Source organism: Streptomyces sp. NPDC046931, from assembly GCF_040644655.1.
GTDB lineage: Bacteria > Actinomycetota > Actinomycetes > Streptomycetales > Streptomycetaceae > Streptomyces.
In genome coordinates this window covers 24,024-43,466 of record NZ_JBEYWX010000022.1, presented here as the reverse complement: position 1 = coordinate 43,466, position 19,443 = coordinate 24,024, and the positions used below count along the sequence as shown (strand labels likewise).

Annotated in this window: 13 protein-coding genes and 1 pseudogene; 10 read left to right on the top strand and 4 right to left on the bottom strand. The window is 71.1% G+C overall.

The features are described from left to right. Positions 1-36 precede the first annotated feature (36 nt). Together ABZ876_RS29835 and ABZ876_RS29830 are read right to left on the bottom strand one after the other, a co-directional pair. A complete protein-coding gene (locus ABZ876_RS29835; protein WP_361787748.1) occupies positions 37-1,605 on the bottom strand; it encodes an alpha/beta fold hydrolase in 1,569 nt (522 codons plus the stop codon). A 114-nt stretch (positions 1,606-1,719) separates the two neighbouring features. Beyond that, positions 1,720-2,475, bottom strand: coding sequence for a hypothetical protein (locus ABZ876_RS29830; protein WP_361787746.1), 756 nt, complete (start codon positions 2,473-2,475; stop codon positions 1,720-1,722). A 104-nt stretch (positions 2,476-2,579) separates the two neighbouring features. On the opposite strand from ABZ876_RS29830, the gene ggt reads away from it, so the two are divergent. Then, positions 2,580-4,376 carry a gamma-glutamyltransferase gene (ggt, locus tag ABZ876_RS29825; RefSeq protein ID WP_361787744.1) on the top strand — a complete coding sequence of 599 codons (1,797 nt, stop codon included), beginning with the start codon at positions 2,580-2,582 and terminating at the stop codon, positions 4,374-4,376. Between the two features lie 12 nt (positions 4,377-4,388). On the opposite strand, the gene ABZ876_RS29820 is transcribed toward ggt, so the two are convergent. Beyond that, positions 4,389-7,091 (bottom strand): ATP-dependent Clp protease ATP-binding subunit, encoded by a 2,703-nt coding sequence (locus tag ABZ876_RS29820; RefSeq protein ID WP_361787893.1) that lies wholly within the window; start codon positions 7,089-7,091, stop codon positions 4,389-4,391. A 450-nt stretch (positions 7,092-7,541) separates the two neighbouring features. Here ABZ876_RS29820 and ABZ876_RS29815 point away from each other — a divergent pair, with 450 nt between their 5' ends. The 9 genes and pseudogenes from ABZ876_RS29815 to ABZ876_RS29775 all read left to right on the top strand — a co-directional run bounded on the left by ABZ876_RS29815 (position 7,542) and on the right by ABZ876_RS29775 (position 18,973). Beyond that, positions 7,542-9,251, top strand: a complete 1,710-nt coding sequence (locus ABZ876_RS29815) for a hypothetical protein (RefSeq protein WP_361787742.1) — start codon at positions 7,542-7,544, stop codon at positions 9,249-9,251. Positions 9,252-9,437: 186 nt separating this feature from the next. Next, complete coding sequence (locus ABZ876_RS29810; protein ID WP_361787740.1) at positions 9,438-10,280, top strand: nitrilase-related carbon-nitrogen hydrolase; 843 nt, start codon at positions 9,438-9,440, stop codon at positions 10,278-10,280. Beyond that, a complete protein-coding gene (locus ABZ876_RS29805) occupies positions 10,277-11,560 on the top strand; it encodes an aspartate aminotransferase family protein (RefSeq protein WP_361787738.1) in 1,284 nt (427 codons plus the stop codon). The genes ABZ876_RS29810 and ABZ876_RS29805 overlap by 4 nt, the downstream gene beginning before the upstream one ends. A gap of 77 nt (positions 11,561-11,637) precedes the next feature. Then, positions 11,638-13,197, top strand: a complete 1,560-nt coding sequence (locus tag ABZ876_RS29800; protein WP_361787736.1) for a PucR family transcriptional regulator — start codon at positions 11,638-11,640, stop codon at positions 13,195-13,197. Between the two features lie 148 nt (positions 13,198-13,345). Next, positions 13,346-14,188, top strand: a complete 843-nt coding sequence (locus tag ABZ876_RS29795; RefSeq protein ID WP_361787734.1) for a nitrilase-related carbon-nitrogen hydrolase — start codon at positions 13,346-13,348, stop codon at positions 14,186-14,188. Between the two features lie 169 nt (positions 14,189-14,357). Further along, complete coding sequence (hydA, locus tag ABZ876_RS29790) at positions 14,358-15,797, top strand: dihydropyrimidinase (protein ID WP_361787732.1); 1,440 nt, start codon at positions 14,358-14,360, stop codon at positions 15,795-15,797. Between the two features lie 11 nt (positions 15,798-15,808). Next, a complete protein-coding gene (locus tag ABZ876_RS29785; RefSeq protein WP_361787730.1) occupies positions 15,809-16,831 on the top strand; it encodes a TIGR03842 family LLM class F420-dependent oxidoreductase in 1,023 nt (340 codons plus the stop codon). Positions 16,832-16,997: 166 nt separating this feature from the next. After that, positions 16,998-17,165: pseudogene (locus tag ABZ876_RS29780) on the top strand (nitrate reductase); the annotation flags it as partial. Between the two features lie 257 nt (positions 17,166-17,422). Further along, positions 17,423-18,973, top strand: a complete 1,551-nt coding sequence (locus tag ABZ876_RS29775) for an NCS1 family nucleobase:cation symporter-1 (protein WP_361787728.1) — start codon at positions 17,423-17,425, stop codon at positions 18,971-18,973. 110 nt (positions 18,974-19,083) lie between these two features. On the opposite strand, the gene ABZ876_RS29770 is transcribed toward ABZ876_RS29775, so the two are convergent. Beyond that, a complete protein-coding gene (locus ABZ876_RS29770; protein ID WP_361787726.1) occupies positions 19,084-19,242 on the bottom strand; it encodes a hypothetical protein in 159 nt (52 codons plus the stop codon). Positions 19,243-19,443 lie beyond the last annotated feature (201 nt).

The window sequence follows — 19,443 nt, the reverse complement described above, 5'->3', positions numbered from 1 at the left end:
CTCACCGGGGTGTGCCCGGCCGGTGGCAGCCGAAGATCACTGCTCGCGCAGCGGAATGGACACGTAGGACGGGTCCTCCGCGGGGGAGGAGAAGGTCAGCTGCGCGCCGGACGGGTTGTGCTCGATGTAGAGCGGGTCGACCGTGTCGACGACCAGCGCGAGCCGGTGCCCGGCCGGGACGTCGTAGGCCGTGGAGAACAGGTCCAGGTCGAGGCCGAACGGCTTGCCGGGTGTCTGCCCGTACCAGGTGTACGGCGCGTGGCTGACCAGTTTGCCGAGGCCGAGCGGGCCCACGTCGTAGAGGTACGCGACGAGGGTGCCGCTCTCCTTGGTGCCGGTGACGGTGGTGTGCAGCTTCGCCGTGCCGCGGATGTGCTGGGCGGTGGCGTACTTCTCCGACTTCCACACGGCGGCCCATCGGCGCGGCAGCAGCGGGATGGAGGCCACCGGCGGCACCTGGACCAGCTGGTCGAGGATGCTGGAGAGAAGGACGATCCCGCCGTCAGCCCCCGAGTCGACGTTCGCATGGATCGTGGTGGTGCCGGCGAGGTCGATCTTCCGGCTGGTCGCGGCCACCGACTTCCAGTCCGGATAGCCCTCGTAGCCGCCCGCGGTGCGGGACTTGAGCTGCACCGGCTGCTCCCGGTCCACCCCGTTGTCCTCGCCCTTGAGGTAGTGGTCCAGCCACCGTTCGGTGTCGGTCCAGACGTCGTTGGGCAGCCCGAGCAGCCCGGTGATCTCGGGCGTGGCGTGGTCGCCCGGCCGCAGCTCCAGTCTCTTCGGGACCGTGAGCTTCTCGTAGAAGTCCGTGTAGGAGTTGGCCGGGAAGACGGTGTCGCCCCAGGCGTTGGCGAGCATGATCGCCGCGCCGTTCCGGTTGAGCTGGTCGAGGTAGGTCTCGGCCGACCGCTTCTTCCCCCAGGCGATGAGGTCGGACTCCTTGGCCACGTCGCCGGCGAAGAAGTCGTCGAACACCTGCCGGGTCTCGGGGCTTTCGCGGCCGGTGACCGTCGCCGCGCCCCTCAGCAGAGCGGCCGCCTGGACGTGCTGGGTGCGTCCCGAGTAGATCGAGTGGACCAGGTCCGACCAGCCGCTCATCGAGGCGACGGCCTTGATGCGGTTGTCGTGCGCGGCCGCCAGCAGGCTGATGCCGGCGCCGTAGGAGACGCCCGCCATGCCGATGTGCCGGGCGTCGGACGGGGTGTTGGCGAGTGCCCAGTCGATGACCTTGGAGGCGTCGGCTATGTCGGGCGGTCCCGCCACTTCTATCTCGCCGCCGGACTGCCAGAACCCCCGCACGTTGTACGTGACCACGACATAGCCGGTGTCCGCGAGCTTCCGGGCCTGGGCGAGGTACTCGACCTGCGGGAAGCTCCAGCTCGTCGGGAGCACGATGAGCGGATAACGGCGTGTGCCGTCGGCGTCCGCGGGCGTGACGACGTTCCCCTTCAGCACCGTCCCGCCGGCCCCCGTGATGTCGACGAAGCGCACGCTGTTCGACGTCGCCTGGGCGGTCGGGGCGAGCCCGAGGGCGCTGCCGGCGATCAGCGTCGCCGAGACGGCACCCACGGCGGTCGTACGCAGGATCTTGCGGTGGTTTTCCACGGGTCACTCCTCATATGTCAGAGCAAAGTGACCTGACGGTAACCCCTCCTCCATACCGCAGGTAACCCGTCGGTAAGTTACGTGCGGGTAAGAATAGTTGACGAGTAAGCAGAATCAGGAGGGACGGGAGGAGTCGTGTGCGGCTTCCTCCGGCGCGGGAGCCTGCGCGGCCCGGGTGACGTCTCCGACCAGCTCGACCACGTCCGGCCCGTACGCCTGGGAGTTGACGACCTTCAGCAGCAGGACGAAGGAGCCACTCCCGTATTTGCGGGCCAGCCGCTCGTGGTGGCGCGCGAGATAGCGGGTCGCCGCCTGGTTGGTGATCGCGGTCTGACCGCAGAAGAGGAAGACAGGGCGTGCGCCGCGGCCCAGGTCCGCCGTGAGCCGGGCGAGGATCACATGCTCGGACCGGCCGGGCTCCAGCAGATGGCGCTCGCTTCCGATGCCGAACGCCCAGCGCTCCGGACCGCGTTCCGCGTCGGTGTTCACCCGTATTCCCGGCAGAAGCGACTGGAGATGGGCGGCCATCCGGCGGTTCGACGCCGGACCACCGAGGCAGAACTCCGTGCGCTCGCCGAATCCCTGCCGGGCGGCGTCGTGCGCCACGACCTGGGCGTGGGCGCCACAGTCCTTGATGAGGGCGGACAGCTCCAGCAGCGCGAACACGTCCTGGCGCACCACCGTCAACTCGGGGCCGCCCGCGTCCCTGTTGACCACCAGCAGTGACTCGGAGTTGTCCGGCAGCCCGAAGAAGGCCTGCTTGCGGCGGAGTTTGCGCTTCCATAGGTACGTCCGGGCGAGCCAGCCGAGCGCGGCGCTGATGCCGGCCGCGACCACTCCCAGGACGATGTTGCGCACGTCGTCGTTCATGGCCGGGCATGGTAGCGGGCCGTTGTGAACCGGTGTTCGATGGGACTGACGGGACCATGGCAATGCGGTTACGCTGCGTGGAGGGAAGTCGACTGGAGGTACGGATGCAACGTCCTGTCCGACGGAATCTGGCGGTGCTGGCGGTCTCGGCCGCCGTGGTCTCGGTGGGAGCGGCGGCACCGCCGTCGTCCACCCCGGCACCGGAGAAGGTCCCCGTGGCCGTGGGGTACGGCGGGGCCGTGGCAAGCGTCGACGCGGACGCCTCCGCCGCCGGGATCGAGGTCCTGAAGAAGGGCGGCAACGCGGTGGACGCGGCCGTCGCCACGGCCGCCGCGCTCGGCGTCACCGAGCCCTACTCCGCGGGCATCGGCGGAGGCGGCTACTTCGTCTACTACGACGCCAAGTCCCGCACGGTCCACACCATCGACGGCCGCGAGACCGCCCCGCTCACCGCGGACGAGGGGCTCTTCGTCGAGAACGGCAAGGCGCTCCCCTTCGCCGACGCGGTCGGCAGCGGCCTGAGCGTCGGCACCCCGGGCACCCCCGCCACCTGGCAGAAGGCACTGGAGGAGTGGGGTACGAAGAGGCTCGGCACGGTCCTGAAGCCGGCCGAGCGCATAGCGCGCGACGGCTTCACCGTCGACGACACGTTCCGCTCGCAGACCGCGTCCAACGAGACCCGCTTCCGCCACTTCCCGGACACCGCCAAGCTGTTCCTGCCGGGCGGCGCGCTCCCCGTGGTCGGCTCAACGTTCAAGAACCCCGACCTCGCCCGCACCTACGCGGAACTGGGCCGGAAGGGCATCGGCGCGATCTACCACGGCGATCTGGGCGACGACATCGTCGCCACCGTCGAAAAGCCCCCGGTGGACCCGGCCTCGGGCTGGAACGCCCGCCCCGGCAAGCTGTCCGACAAGGACCTCGCGGTCTACCGGGCCAAACTGCAGGCGCCCACCAAAACCTCCTACCGCGGCCTCGACGTCTACTCCATCGCCCCGTCCTCCTCCGGCGGCACCACGGTCGGCGAGGCGCTCAACATCCTGGAGCGGACCGACCTCGCGAAGGCGAGCGAGGTGCAGTACCTGCACCACTTCATCGAGGCGAGCCGCATCGCCTTCGCCGACCGCGGGCGCTGGGTCGGCGACCCCGCCTTCGAGGACGTGCCGACGAAGGACCTGCTGTCCCAGAAGTACGCCGACTCCCGCGCGTGCCTGATCAAGGACGACGCTGTGCTCACCAGCCCGCTCGCGCCCGGTGACCCGCGCCACCCGGCGCCCTGCGGCGCCCGGGGAACGGCGGCCCCGACGACGTACGAGGGCGAGAACACCACGCACCTGACCGTCGCAGACAAGTGGGGCAACGTCGTCGCCTACACGCTCACCATCGAGCAGACCGGCGGCAGCGGTATCACCGTCCCGCGCCGCGGCTTCCTCCTCAACAACGAGCTGACGGACTTCTCCTTCACGCCCGCCAACCCGGCCGTGCACGACCCGAACCTGCCCGGTCCGGGCAAGCGGCCGCGTTCGTCCATCTCGCCGACGATCGTGCTGGACAAGCAGGGCCGACCGGTCGTCGCCCTCGGTTCACCCGGCGGCGCGACCATCATCACCACCGTGCTGCAGACCCTGACCGGGTTCCTCGACCGGCATCTGCCGCTCGTCGACGCGATCGCCGCCCCGCGCGCCAGCCAGCGCAACGCGGCCCAGACCGAACTCGAACCCGGCCTCTACGACAGCGATCTGAAGGCCCGGCTCGAGGCGATCGGGCACTCCTTCAAGCCGAACCCGGAGATCGGCGCGGCCACGGGCGTGCAGCGGCTGCCCGACGGCAGGTGGCTCGCCGCCGCCGAGAAGGTGCGGCGCGGCGGCGGATCCGCGATGGTGGTGAACCCGGCGCCGTAACAGCCACGCGGTTCACTCGGGGTGTCGGGCGGCCCCGTTCCCTTCCGGACGGGCCGTCTCGCCGCCCTGCACGGCGGGGGGTGCGGCGCCCTCGCCCGAGCCGGTGGGAGCGGCCGGAGCCGGCGCCGTGGCGTCGGCCTCTTCCGCGGGAGCGGCGCTCGCCTCCGCCTGCCTCGCAGCGGGCGGCCCGGCCCGGAAGGCCAGCCGCCCGTCCTCGACGTCCACCTCGACCCGGCCGCCCCGCTCGATACGGCCGTCAAGCAGCAGCCGGGACAGCTGGTTGTCGACCTCCCGCTGGATGGTCCTGCGCAGCGGGCGGGCACCGTACTCCGGCTGGAACCCACGCTGCGCCAGCCAGTCGACGGCCGCCTCGCTGAATGTGACGTCGATGTCCTGGGCGTGCAGCCGGCGCCGCGTCTTGTCGAGCATCAGGTCGGTGATGCGCCGCAGTTGATCCGAGGTGAGCTGCCGGAACACGACGATCTCGTCGATGCGGTTGAGGAACTCCGGTCGGAAGTGCTGGCGCAGCGGGCGCAGGATCCGCTCCCTGCGCGCCTCCTCGTCCGCCTCGGCGCCGCCCGCCCCGAACCCGATGCCGGCGCCGCGCCGGGTGATCGCCTCCGAGCCGAGGTTGCTCGTCATCACGATGACCGTGTTGGCGAAGTCCACGGTCCGGCCCTGGGCGTCGGTGAGCCGGCCGTCGTCGAGGACCTGAAGCAGGATGTTGAAGACGTCCGGGTGCGCCTTCTCCACCTCGTCGAGCAGCAGCAGCGAGTACGGGTGCCGCCGTACGGCCTCGGTGAGCTGGCCGGCCTCCTCGTGGCCCACGTACCCGGGCGGAGCGCCCACCAGCCGGCTGACGGTGTGGCGCTCCTGGTACTCGCTCATGTCGAGGCGGACCATGCGCTCCTCGCTGCCGAACAGCACCTCGGCGAGCGCGCGGGCCAGCTCCGTCTTGCCCACACCGGTCGGGCCGAGGAAGAGGAAACTGCCGATCGGACGGTCGGGACTGGACAGGCCGGCGCGCGAGCGCAGTACCGCGTCGGCGACCACGCTGACCGCCTCGTCCTGTCCGATGACCCGCTGGTGCAGATGCTCCTCCAGGCCGAGCAGCCGCTCCTTCTCCTCCTCGGTGAGCCGGCTGACGGGGACGCCGGTCTGCCGCGAGACCACCTCCGCGATGGCCTCAGTGGTGACCTCCAGGTGCTGACCCTCGTCCGCCTCGGTCTCCCCGGAGGCCTCCCCGATCCGCTCCTTCAGCCGGGTGATGCGATCGCGCAACTGGGTGGCGTGCTCGTACTGCTCGTCGGCCACCGCCTGGTCCTTGTCCCGGGCGAGCTGCTCGACCTCGCGCTCCATGGCCCGGACGTCCGTGCCCTTGGTCCGGGCACGCAGCCGCACCCGGGCGCCGGCCTGGTCGATCAGATCGATCGCCTTGTCCGGCAGATGGCGGTCGGTGAGATAGCGGTCGGACAGCTCCACGGCGGCGACCAGCGCCTCGTCGGTGTAGCGGACCTGGTGGTGCGCCTCGTAGCGGTCGCGGAGCCCGCGCAGGATCTCGATCGCGTCCGGGACGCTCGGCTCGGGCACCAGGATGGGCTGGAAGCGGCGGGCCAGCGCCGCGTCCTTCTCGATGCGGCGGTACTCCTCCAGCGTGGTGGCGCCCACGATGTGCAGCTCGCCGCGGGCCAGGGCGGGCTTGAGGATGTTGCCCGCGTCCATGGACCCGCCTTCCGTGCCGCCCCCGCCCGCTCCGACGACCGTGTGCAGCTCGTCGATGAAGACGATCAGTTCCTCGGAGTGCGCGCGGATCTCGCCCACGATGGTGGTGAGCCGCTCCTCGAAGTCGCCGCGGTAGCGGGTACCGGCGACCACCCCGGGCAGATCCAGGGCGAAGACCCGGCGGCCGAGCAGGACGTCGGGCACGTCCCCGTCGGCGATGCGCTGGGCGAGGCCCTCGACGATGGCGGTCTTGCCGACGCCCGCGTCGCCGATGAGTACAGGGTTGTTCTTGCCGCGTCGGGAGAGCACCTCGATGGTCTGCTCGATCTCCTCGTCCCGCCCGATCACCGGGTCGATGCGGCCCTGACGTGCGAGGTCGGTCAGATCACGGCCGTACTTGTCTAGGGTCGGGGTCGTGGCGGGGCGCGGCCGCTCCGGTCGCGCCGGCTGGGCGGCCTCGGCCGTCTCGGCGGGCAGGGAGGGCGGTGCGAAGTGCGCCGAGTGCAGGATGTGCCCGGCGGCGGAGTCCGGGTTCGCGGCCAGGGCGGTGAGCACATGCTCGGGTCCGATGTAGCCGGCGCCGGTCGACCGGGCCAGGTCGTGCGCGTCCAGCAGGGCGCGCTTGACGGCAGGGGTCAGCGAGAGCGAGGCGGGGGGCGGAGCGTCGTCGGGGAGGGGCTGGACCGGCCCGGAGCGCTGGTCGATCTCCGTCGCCAGCGTGTCCGGGTCCGCACCGGCCCGGCTCAGCAGACTCCGGGTCGGTTCCGCGGCGAGTGCGGCGCGCAGCAGATGCTGGGTGTCGAGGTCCCGCGCACCGTGCTCGACGGCGTACCGCGCGGCGCCGGCGACCAGCTGCCGGGCGGGCTCGCTCAGCAGCCGGCCCAGGTCGATCTGGCGGGGACCGGGGCGCGGCCCGCCGCCGAAGATGCGTCGGAAGAACTCTTGGAAGGGGTCCGAGCCGTAGCCCTGCGGACCGTTGAAGCCGCTGGTCATGGCCATCCGTTCCGGCGTCCCGGCGGGGCCCGGGACACGCTCGTTGATCGACGTGCCGGTGCCGGGTGCCCGGACGGGGCCCGGTTACACCTGTGGGGCGCGCGCGGCGCTCGTAGACCCACGATGGCACGAACGCACTCCGGCGGCATGTCCAGAAAGGTCCCTCATCCTGCCCGCGGCGTGGCGTTTCGCGTCCGGGACGCCGCCGGACTCCGGGGAACGCGAACAATGCCGGCGGCTCGGGCGGTTGGCGGGTGAGGGCCGAGGGCGTGCCGGTATGGCGCGGCGGAGCCGGCCGCGGACGCCGGGATCTCGGCCTCGGCCCTCCCCGGGATCGAGTCCGGACGCGGAGCGCTCTGCGTCCGGTCCGAAAACTCCCCGTAGTCGTCCCGTAACACAACTGGTGTTATCTATCGGGTCGGAGTACTCCAGTCGGGTGGGAGCTGGGCGATGGATGTGGAACAACTCCCGGTGCAGATCCGGGAGTTCGCGGGCTACCTGAACGCGCTGCTGGCGCGGCTCGACCAGGACGGCGGCTGGTGCGGAGTCTTCTGGCAGCGCGATCCCGACGGCATGCGGGCGTGCCTCGACGGCCGGGAGGTGCCTCCCTGGGACGTCGTGGAGGCCCTGCTGCACGACCTCGCCGCGGCCTACGGACCCCCCAGCGCCGCGCACGAGGCCGAGCGGGCGCGGGCGCTGCACGGGGCCTCGATCGCGGCGTACGACGCCCGGCCGGGCGGCCGCGACGCCCTCGTCGACCGGCTCGACGTGATGCTCCGCGAACAGCGCTACGCGGCCGAGCGCCAGGCGGAGCTGGTCCGCCGCCTGGAGTCGGCCGCGACCCGGGAGGACGCCGAGTCGCTCCACCTCGACCTGGCCTGGGCCCGGGACGACCATGAACGCGCCACCGCCCGCTGTGTGGAGCTCCGCCGCCGCATGGCGGCCCTCGACCACCGTGCCCTGCGCCCGCCGGAGCGGGGCGCGCCGCCCTTAATGGCCCCCGGGCCGGCCTGGCGCCCGGGAGCCGACGAGCGCCCCGGCGACACGGCCGGCCCGGGCACGGCGGCACGACCCGGCGCCCGCCCGGCCGCCGGTTCCGCCGCACCCCACGCCCCGCTCGAGCAGCAGGGTCCCTTCGAGCAGCGCGCCCCGCTCGAGCAGCAGGGTCCCTTCGAGCAGCGCGCCCCGCTCGAGGAGCAGGGTCCCTTCGAGCAGCGCGCCCCGCTCGAGGAGCAGGGTCCCTTCGAGCAGCACGCCCCGCTCGGGCAGCAGGCCCATCTCCAGCGGCACGCTCCGGTCGTGCCGCCCCCCGACGCCGCCCACGACACCCCGGCCGCCCTCCACACCCGAGCCACCGCCCAGGAGCCCCTCGCCGCCGACCCTGCCTCGCCGGGCCCCGCCCCCTCGGACCCCGCCCCCGCGCCCCCCGTCAAGCAGCGCTCCAGGCGCCGTCCCCGCGGCAGTGCCCGGTTCGCCGGGATGATGGACGTCCAGGAGGCGCCCGCCGGTGCCGTGCCCGCCTCCGCGCCCGCCCCCGGCCGCGAGGGCCCGCGCGGCGCCCGGTTCGCCGGAGCCGGGCACACCGGGCCCGAGGCGGTGCGTGAAGAGCGCGCGGAGGAGTCCCTGGACCAGGCGGGCCGGCGGATCATCGCGGAGACCGTCGCCGCGCTCATCCGGCTGCGCGCCGAGGGCCGCAGCGGCGAAGCCCACGCCCTGCTCGCCGAGGCCGCCCACTGGCCTGCCGCCCGTTACCCCCCGCTCGCCGCAGAACTGCACCGCGCGGGTCTCGGCGCCGACTGGGCCACCCTGCTGTGGGAGGCCGTCGCGCTGCCCGCCGACCGCCTCGTCGCCGCCGCGGACGCACTCACCGCCGCCGGGCGCACCGCGGACGGGGAGCAGATACTGCGCCAGGGCGCGGTACGGCCCGCGAGCGAGATCGGCGAGGCCGTGCTGGGCCTGAACGCCGACGGCCGGCACCGTGAGGTCCGCGCGCTCCTCGACGCGTATGTGCGCATGCGTCCGCCCGAAGAAGCGGTCCGCAGCGTCGAGGCGGATCCAGGGCTGCTCCTGCCGCTGCTCCTCGAGGCTGCCCGGGGCGTCTCCGACGAGCGGCACTGGGACCTCGTCCACGCCCTGAGAGTCGCCGGATTCACCGTCTGAGCAGCCCGTCGACAATCCGACCACTTCACCCGCAGGGGTGCGAAACATGATCGACTCCGCGGGTTGACGACGATGGTCTTGGCAAGGCCTCCCCGGAGGCTTACGTTCGAGCCTCTACCACCTGTTTCTACGGGCGTAGAGGCTCGCTGACGTCCTCACCGGGACTTGAGGCAAAGGAGCGGCATCATGGCCCACGTCGTACGCGCCGCACTGGTCCAGGCGACCTGGACCGGCGACACCGAATCCATGATCGACAAGCATGTGGCGCACGCCCGCGAGGCGGCCCGGCAGGGCACGCAGGTCATCGGCTTCCAGGAAGTCTTCAACGCCCCCTACTTCTGTCAGGTCCAGGACCCCGAGCACTATCGCTGGGCCGAGCCCGTGCCGGACGGGCCCACCGTCGCCCGGATGCGGGAACTGGCCCGTGAGACCGGCATGGTGATCGTCGTCCCCGTCTTCGAGATCGAGCAGTCCGGCTTCTACTTCAACACCGCCGCCGTGATCGACGCCGACGGCACCTACCTGGGCAAGTACCGCAAGCACCACATCCCCCAGGTCAACGGCTTCTGGGAGAAGTACTACTTCAAGCCGGGCAACCTCGGCTGGCCCGTCTTCGACACCGCGGTCGGCAAGGTCGGCGTGTACATCTGCTACGACCGCCACTTCCCGGAGGGCTGGCGGCAACTCGGTCTCAACGGAGCCCAGTTGGTCTACAACCCCTCCGCCACCTCGCGCGGCCTGTCGGGCTATCTCTGGCAGCTGGAGCAGCCCGCCGCCGCCGTCGCCAACGAGTACTTCATCGCCGCGATCAACCGCGTGGGCCGCGAGGAGTACGGCGACAACGACTTCTACGGCACGAGCTACTTCGTCGACCCCCGCGGGCAGTTCGTCGGGGAGCTCGCCAGCGACAAGGAGGAGGAGCTCGTCGTCCGGGACCTCGACTTCGACCTCATCGAAGAAGTGCGGCAGCTGTGGGCGTTCTACCGCGACCGCCGCCCCGACGCGTACGAAGGACTGGTGAAGCCGTGAGCGAGCTGTACGCCCGCCACCGGGCCGTCCTGCCCGACTGGCTCGCGCTGTACTACAAGGACCCCCTGGAGATCACCCACGGCGAGGGTCGCCATGTCTGGGACGCCGACGGCAGGAAGTACCTGGACTTCTTCGGCGGGATCCTCACCACCATGACCGCGCACGCCCTGCCCGAGGTCACCAAGGCGGTGAGCGAGCAGGCCGGGCGGATCATCCACAGCTCGACCCTCTACCTCAACCGGCCGATGGTTGAACTGGCCGAGCGCATCGCCCAGTTGAGCGGCATTCCGGACGCCCGGGTCTTCTTCACCACATCCGGCACCGAGGCCAACGACACCGCGCTGCTGCTGGCGACCACCTACCGGGGCAGCAACCAGGTCCTGGCGATGCGCAACAGCTACCACGGCCGCTCCTTCAGCTCGGTCGGCATCACCGGCAACCGCGGCTGGTCCCCGACCTCGCTGTCACCGCTGGGAACCCTCTACGTCCACGGAGGCGTCCGCACCCGCGGCCCGTTCGCCCACCTCGGCGACGCCGACTTCATCGCGGCCTGCGTCGAGGACCTGAAGGACCTGCTCGGGCACATCCGGCCGCCCGCCGCGCTGATCGCCGAGCCCATCCAGGGCGTGGGCGGCTTCACCTCGCCGCCGGACGGGCTGTACGCGGCCTTCCGCGAGGTGCTCGAGGAGCACGGCACCCTGTGGATCGCGGACGAGGTGCAGACCGGCTGGGGCCGCACCGGTGACCACTTCTGGGGCTGGCAGGCCCATGGACAGAGCGGCCCGCCGGATCTCCTCACCTTCGCCAAGGGCATCGGCAACGGCATGTCCATCGGCGGGGTGGTCGCCCGCGCGGACATCATGAACTGCCTGGACGCGAACTCCATTTCGACGTTCGGCGGTACCCAGATCACCATGGCCGCGGGCCTCGCCAACCTCACCTACCTGCTGGAGCACGACCTCCAGGGCAACGCGCGCCGGGTCGGCGGACGGCTCCTCGAGCGGCTGAGGGCCGCCACCGCACAGCTCCCGGTCGTCCGGGAGGTGCGCGGGCGTGGCCTGATGATCGGCGTCGAGCTGGTCAGGCCCGGCACGGACGAGGCCGACCCGGAGGCCGCGGCCGCCGTGCTGGAGGCCGCGCGCGAGGGCGGACTGCTGATCGGCAAGGGCGGCGGCCACAACACCAGCGTCCTGCGCATCGCCCCGCCGCTCACGCTGACCGTGCCGGAGGCCGAGGAGGGCGCCGCGATCCTCGAGCACGCCCTCGGAAGCGTCCGGTGACCCCCGTCGCTGTCGACAGCGTCGTCATGAGGTGTTCCTCGTCGACAAGCCGATGACCTGAGCAAGGGAACGTCGCCATGTCCACCGCCCTGGAACCAGCCCTGTCGGTACGCCAGGTCCTCACCCTGGACCGGGTGCTCGCCGGAGAGCCCGAGGTGGTGGCCGGCGCCGGGCACCTCGACCGGCCGGTGCGCTGGGTGCACGTCGCCGAGGCACCCGACGTAGGAGTGATGCTCAGCGGCGGCGAGATGGTCCTCACCACCGGGGTGCTGCTCGCCGGCGACGCCGACAAGCAGGCCGAGTACATCCGGTCCCTGCACCGCGCGGAGGCCGCGGCCGTCGTCCTCGGGCTCGGCCGCGCCTTCCCCGCGCCCCCGGACGTGATGCGCCGGGCCGCCGAGCGCTGCGGACTGCCCCTGGTGGTCCTGCACCGGCCCTTCCCCTTCGCCGAGCTGACCGAGGAGGTCCAGTCCCGGCTGGTGCGGCGCAAGTTCGCGGCCGTGAGTCTGTCGGAGTCGGTCCGTACGGCCCTGACGGGACTCATCACCGCGGGCGCCCCGCTCCAGCGGCTGCTCGACGAGATCGCCGTGCACGCCGCCTGCCCCGTGGTCCTCACCAACCTCGCCCACCGGGTGCTGGCGACCGCGGGGGAGCGGTCCGCGGTCGACGACGTGCTGCGCGACTGGGAGCGCATCGCCCGGCAGGCCGGCGGCAGCCAGGGCGACGGCTGGGTCCGCGCCGAACTGGGCGGGCGGGGTGAGCGCTGGGGCAGGATCGTGCTGTGCGGCTACCGCGGCGACAGCCCCATCGGGCGCCTGCTCGCCGAACGCGCCGCCGAGGCCCTCGTACTGCACCGCATGCTCGGCGGGTCGGCGCACTCCTGGGAGGAGCAGTCCGCGCAGGGCCTGCTGACCGACCTCGTCTCCGGAGTCGTCCCGGCCCGTCAGCTGCTGCCGCGGGCCCGGGCGGCCGGGCTGCCCGTCAACCGCCGCACCTTCGTCCCCGTCGTCGTACGCGACGGCGAACCGGCCGGACTCGACCGCGTCCTGCGTCTGCTGGGGCTGTCCGGACTCGTCGCGGACCTCGCCGACGGGGCCACCGCCATCCTGCTCAGCCTCGCCCGGGACCAGGACGCCGAGGCACTGACCGCGCACTTCGCCGCCCGGCTGCGCACCGAGTCCGGCATGCTCGCAACCGTGGTCGCGGCGGCCGACGCGCGCACCGCCTGGGAGGACGTACCCGCGGGGCTGCGGGAGGCCCGGCACGTGGCCGACGCCGTCGCCGCCCACTCGGCCGCCCAGGACCTGCCGGCCGTCGTACGGCTCAAGGACGTCCATCTGCGCGGTCTGATCCGGCTGTTGCGCGACGACCCGCATGTGCAGTCCTTCGCCGAACGGGAGCTGGACGGCCTGCTGTGCGGACGCCACGCCGAGCAGGAGCTGCTGCCCGTGCTGCGGACCTATCTGGCCACCGGCCGCAACAAGTCCCGCACCGCCCAGCTGCACCATGTCAGCAGGCCCGCGCTCTACCGCCGTCTGGAGGCCATCCAGGCCCTCCTCGGGGTCGACCTGGACGACTTCGAACAGGCCGCCTCCGTGCACATCGCGTTGCTCGCGCACGACGCCCAACAAGGGTGAGACACCATGGGAACCAGCGGGAAACCGCCGCGGACGGGCCGGGGTGACACCGTGGAACGCGGTGCACCCGCAGACGTGACACGGTGCCACTCAAACCGGTCCGCCGGGCTTCCTAAGCTCGCCGCACACCGAGCGACCGGAGGTCCCGATGAGCAGAGTGGTCCGTGCCGCCGTCTTCCAGACCGCCTGGACCGGCGACAAGGAATCGATGATCCAGGTCCACGAGCAGGCGGCCCGCGACGCGGCCGCGCAAGGCGCCGAGGTCCTGTGCTTCCAGGAGCTGTTCTACGGACCGTACTTCTGCCAGGTCCAGGACCCGGCGTTCTACGAGTACGCCGAGCGCATCCCGGACGGCCCCGTCGTCAAGCGGTTCCAGGCGCTGGCGAAGGAGCTGGGCATCGTGCTGGTCCTGCCCATGTACGAGGAGGAGCAGCCCGGCGTCCTCTACAACACCGCGGCGGTGATCGACGCCGACGGCTCGTACCTCGGCAAGTACCGCAAGACCCACATCCCGCAGGTGAAGGGCTTCTGGGAGAAGTTCTACTTCCGCCCCGGCAACTCCGGCTGGCCCGTCTTCGACACCAAGGCCGGACGGATCGGCGTCTACATCTGCTACGACCGCCACTTCCCGGAGGGCTGGCGCGCCCTGGGCCTCGCGGGCGCGGAGATCGTGTTCAACCCGTCGGCGACCTCCCGCGGGCTGTCCGGCTATCTGTGGCAGCTGGAGCAGCCGGCCGCGGCCGTCGCCAACGAGTACTTCGTGGGCGCGATCAACCGGGTGGGCGTCGAGGAGCTGGGCGACAACGACTTCTACGGGACCTCGTACTTCGTGGACCCGGAGGCGCAGTTCGTCGGCGAGGTGGCGAGCGACAAGGAGACCGAGCTGGTCGTGCGCGACCTCGACCTGGCGAAGCTGCGGGAGGTGCGCGACCGCTGGCAGTTCTACCGCGACCGCGCCCCGGGCGCGTACGGGCCGCTGACAGCTCCGTGACGGGCGGAGCCCCCGCGCCCCGAAGGGGGCGCGGGGGCAGCGGTCCGGCACCCGACTCCGCCGCGATGGGGGTCCCCCCGGGTTCGAGCGAAGCCGGGAACTCGGGGGAGCGACCCGCCACAGACAACCCGCACTCTTCACGACCGCCGTCAACGCCCGGAGGGTGAGCATGACTCGTACCGTCATCCGCGGTGGCCTCGTCATCACCGCGTCCGACGAGATCCACGCCGACGTCCTGATCGAGGACGGCCGCATCGCCGCCCTCGCCGCGTCCGGCACCCCGGCCGCCGCGGCCTTCACGGCCGAGCGGAGCGAGATGGGGGCACCCCCGCCCGAAGGGTGGGGGAGGACCATCGACGCCACCGGCAAGTACGTGATCCCGGGCGGCGTCGACGCCCACACCCACATGGAGCTGCCGTTCGGCGGCACCTTCGCCTCCGACACCTTCGAGACCGGCACGCGGGCCGCCGCCTGGGGCGGAACGACGACGATCGTCGACTTCGCGGTGCAGAGCGTCGGTCACACCCTGCGGGAGGGCCTGGACGCCTGGCACGCCAAGGCCGAGGGCAGCTGCGCCATCGACTACGGCTTCCACATGATCGTCTCCGACGTCAACCAGGAGACGCTCAAGGAGATGGACCTGCTGGTCGAGGAGGGCGTCACCTCCTTCAAACAGTTCATGGCGTACCCCGGCGTCTTCTACAGCGACGACGGACAGATCCTGCGCGCCATGCAGCGCTCCGCCGAGAACGGCGGACTGATCATGATGCACGCCGAGAACGGCATCGCGATCGACGTGCTGGTCGAGCAGGCGCTGGCCCGCGGCGAGACCGACCCCCGGTACCACGGCGAGGTCCGCAAGGCACTGCTGGAGGCCGAGGCCACCCATCGCGCCATCAAGCTCGCCCAGGTCGCGGGAGCGCCCCTGTACGTCGTGCACGTCTCGGCGCAGGAAGCGGTCGCCGAGCTGGCCCGGGCGCGCGACGAGGGGCTCAACGTCTTCGGCGAGACCTGTCCCCAGTACCTGTTCCTGTCCACCGACAACCTCGCCGAGCCGGACTTCGAGGGCGCCAAGTACGTGTGCTCGACGCCCCTGCGGCCCAAGGAGCACCAGGCGGCCCTGTGGAGGGGCCTGCGCACCAACGACCTCCAGGTGGTCTCCACCGACCACTGCCCCTTCTGCTTCGTGGGGCAGAAGGAGCTGGGCCGGGGCGACTTCTCCAAGATCCCCAACGGTCTGCCGGGCGTGGAGAACCGCATGGACCTGCTGCACCAGGCCGTCGTCGACGGGCACATCTCACGCCGCCGCTGGATCGAGATCGCCTGTGCCACCCCGGCCCGGATGTTCGGCCTCTACCCGAAGAAGGGCACCATCGCCCCGGGCGCGGACGCCGACGTCGTCATCTACGACCCGCACGCCGAACAGGTCATGTCCGCCGAGACCCACCACATGAACGTCGACTACTCGGCCTACGAGGGCAAGCGCACGACCGGCCGGGTCGAGACCGTCCTGTCGCGCGGTGAACCCGTCGTCACCGAACGGGAGTTCACCGGACACGCGGGACACGGCGTCTACACCCCCCGCTCCACCTGTCAGTACCTCAACTAGGAGTGGCCCTCATGGACTTCGGACTCGTCCTGCAGACCGATCCGCCGGCCTCCCGGGTCGTCAGCCTGATGAAGAGGGCCGAACGCAACGGCTTCCGCTACGGCTGGACCTTCGACTCGGCCGTGCTGTGGCAGGAACCGTTTGTGATCTACAGCCAGATCCTGGCGAACACCAGCAGACTGACCGTCGGCCCGATGGTGACGAACCCGGGCACCCGCACCTGGGAGGTCACGGCCTCCACCTTCGCCACCCTCAACGACATGTTCGGCAACCGCACGATCTGCGGCATCGGCCGCGGCGACTCCGCGATGCGCGTCGCGGGCCGCAAGCCCAACACCCTGGCCCGCATCAGCGAGGCCATGAAGGTGATCCGGGCGCTGGGCCGCGGCGAGGCGGCCGATCTCGGCGGCGGCACGGTCGTCAGGTTCCCGTGGATCAAGCCCGGTGCCGAACTGCCGGTGTGGATGGCCGCGTACGGCCCCAAGGCGCTGAAGATGACCGGGGAGGAGGCCGACGGATTCATCCTCCAACTCGCCGATCTCTATCTGACCGAGTACATGGTCAAGGCCGTGAAGGACGCGGCCGCGGCCGCCGGACGCGACCCCTCCGACGTCAGGGTCTGCGTGGCCGCACCCGCGTACGTCACCGAGGACGACTCGCCCGAGGCGCTCGCCCATGCCCGGGACCAGTGCCGCTGGTTCGGCGGCATGGTCGGCAACCACGTGGCCGACCTCGTCGCCAAGTACGGCGAGCACTCGGCCGCCGTACCCGACGCGCTCACCGACTACATCAAGGCCCGGGAGGGCTACGACTACGCGCACCACGGGCGCAGCGGCAACCCCGACACGCAGTTCGTGCCGGACGAGATCGTCGACCGGTTCTGTGTCATCGGCCCGGTCGAGAAGCACATCGAGAAGCTCACCGCGCTGCGTGACCTCGGCGTCGACCAGTTCGCCGTCTACGACATGCACGACGCGCAGGAAGCCGTCATCGACGCCTACGGATCGCAGGTCATCCCGGCGGTCAACGGCTAGCCGCCGGTCCGCCGGGGGCCTCCTGATCCCCCGGCCCCGCTCGTCCCCTTCCCGCTCCCCCGGGAAGGGGGCCAGGGCGCTCCCTGTCGCCTCGGCCTCCGGGGCGCACCCCCCATCGGCGCCACCCGCACGGCGTTTCCCACCCCACCTCACGATGGGTCTGCCCATGACCGACACCGCACCTTCGGCCATACCGATGTCCGCCCAAGTCACCCGTCCCGACGGCCGCGTGGAGTTCGCCCCCGGCTCTCCGCCGCCGAGCGGTCCCTACGCCAACAAGGACCTGCTGCCGGTCCCCGTCGACAGGCGCACCTGGACCACGTACAACTTCTCCGGGCTGTGTGTCGCGCAAGAGAAACACATACTGCCTTGAAGGGTGCTGGCCAGCACTTTCGTCACCGATCGCACTGGCCGCGCGAGCGTGTGTCCGCGGTGCGCGGTTGATGCCGCCGGGGCGGACCGACCCCGTCGGCGATGCGTCTGCTCGCGCGGCTGGTCGGCTCGCCCTTCGTTCGTCGGACTCCCGGGGATCAGTCGAGCTTCCCGGAGTCTGCGTCTCCACATGAGCCTTCGTGATACGAGGTGGTCCTGATGTCCCCCAGTGGAAGAACCCTGGCCGATCCGGCCGTCGCGCAGCAGGTGTACCCGGACGGCCGAGTGGCGTTGTCCGATCCGGCGGCGCTGGATGATTCGCGTTTCGCCAACGCGGACCTGGTGCCGGTCCCGATCGCGCGCCGGACCTGGGGTACTTACAACTATCTCGCCCTTTGGGTGGGAATGGCGCATTGTATTCCGTCGTGGACGCTGGCTTCAGGGCTGGTGGCGCTGGGGATGGACTGGAAGCAGGCGGTGCTGACGATCGCGCTGGCGAACGTGACCGTGCTGGTGCCGATGCTGCTGACTGGTCACGCGGGCACCAAGTACGGGATTCCGTTCCCGGTGTTCGCGCGGGCGTCGTTCGGGGTGCGTGGGGCGAACCTGCCGGCGATGGTGCGGGCGGCGGTGGCGTGCTGCTGGTTCGGCATCCAGACGTGGATCGGTGGGGAGGGCATCTTCCTGCTGGCCGGCAAGCTGTTCGGTCACGGCTGGCTGAACGCCGGACCGATAGCGGGCACGCCGTGGACCCAGTGGCTGTCGTTCGGGGTGTTCTGGCTGATTGAGGTCGCCATCATCACCCGCGGCATGGAGACCCTACGCAGGGTGGAGAACTGGGCGGCGCCGCTGGTGATCGTCGGCGCGCTGGCCCTGTTGGGGTTCATGGCCGCCAAGGCGGGCGGCTTCGGTCCGCTGCTGGACCAGCCCTCGCGCCTGGGCTGGGGGAGCGGGTTCTGGAAGGTGTTCTTCCCCGCTCTGATGGGCATGATCGGCTTCTGGTCCACGCTGTCGCTGAACATCCCGGACTTCACTCGCTTCGGCGGCAGCCAGCGCGCCCAACTGTGGGGCCAGACGCTGGGCCTGCCGACCACGATGACACTGTTCGCGATCCTGTCGGTGCTGGTCACGTCCGGCTCCCAGGCCGTCTACGGGGCGCCGATCTGGGATCCGATCGCACTGAGCGCGAAGATGAGCAACACCGTCGGAGCCTTGTTGGCGCTGTTGATCGTGATGGTGGCGACCTTGTCGGTGAACATCGCCGCCAATGTCGTCTCCCCGGCGTACGACCTGTCGAACTTGCTGCCGCGCCTGGTCAGCTTCCGCACCGGCGCGCTGATCACCGGCGTGGTCGGCATCCTGATCATGCCGTGGAAGCTGATCGCCAACCCGCACGTGTACATCTTCACGTGGCTCGGCTTCGTAGGCGGCCTGCTCGGCACCGTGGCCGGCATCCTCGTCGCCGACTACTGGATCGTGCGCCGTACCCGCTTGGCGCTGGGAGAGCTGTACCAGTCCGGGGGCCGTTACTGGTACACCGGCGGCTGGAACCTGTCGGCGGTGGCCGCTTTCGTGATCGGCGGTGTCCTGGCCGTCGGCGGTTCGTACTCGACCGTGGTCAAGGGCGTCAAGCAGGGCCCCTTCCCCGCTGACGGCGTCATCCCGTTCCTCAAGCCCCTGGCCGATTACGGCTGGGCCGTCGGCCTGGCCTCCGCCCTGTTGGTCTACACCCTGCTCAGCGTCAGCCTCAGCCGGGACCAGGACGGCTGATCCGCGGGCCGGCCGACGGACACGCCGAGGGCAGGCAGTCCGCGGCGTGTCCGTCGGCCGGCTCCTTTACATGGAGCGCGACAGCCTCGGGCTCATGACGGAAGAGACGATCACCGCGCCCCGGCTCGTATGTCGACCTCCCCAGTCGCACCGCCGTCTTCCACTACGGTCAGGAACAGGGATTCTCCGCAGCCACCCACCGGAACCAGCAGCTTTCCATCGCTCACGACGTAGCACAGCACCTTGTCCTTGGTGACCTTCTCGGGCACGGGAACACCCCTCTTCGTGAGAGGAACTGGGCGCGCATCAGGCAGCGCCCGAGGCCAGGGCGCACAGCCCACACACCATTTCGGTGGCGAAAAGCCGAGGCCGGGCAAACGACCTTGAGTCTAGGGAGCATGACGCACAGACTTGCCGGCCTGCCACGTCGGCACGCCACGGACGGGCCTGGCGCGCGGGTCCGACTGAAG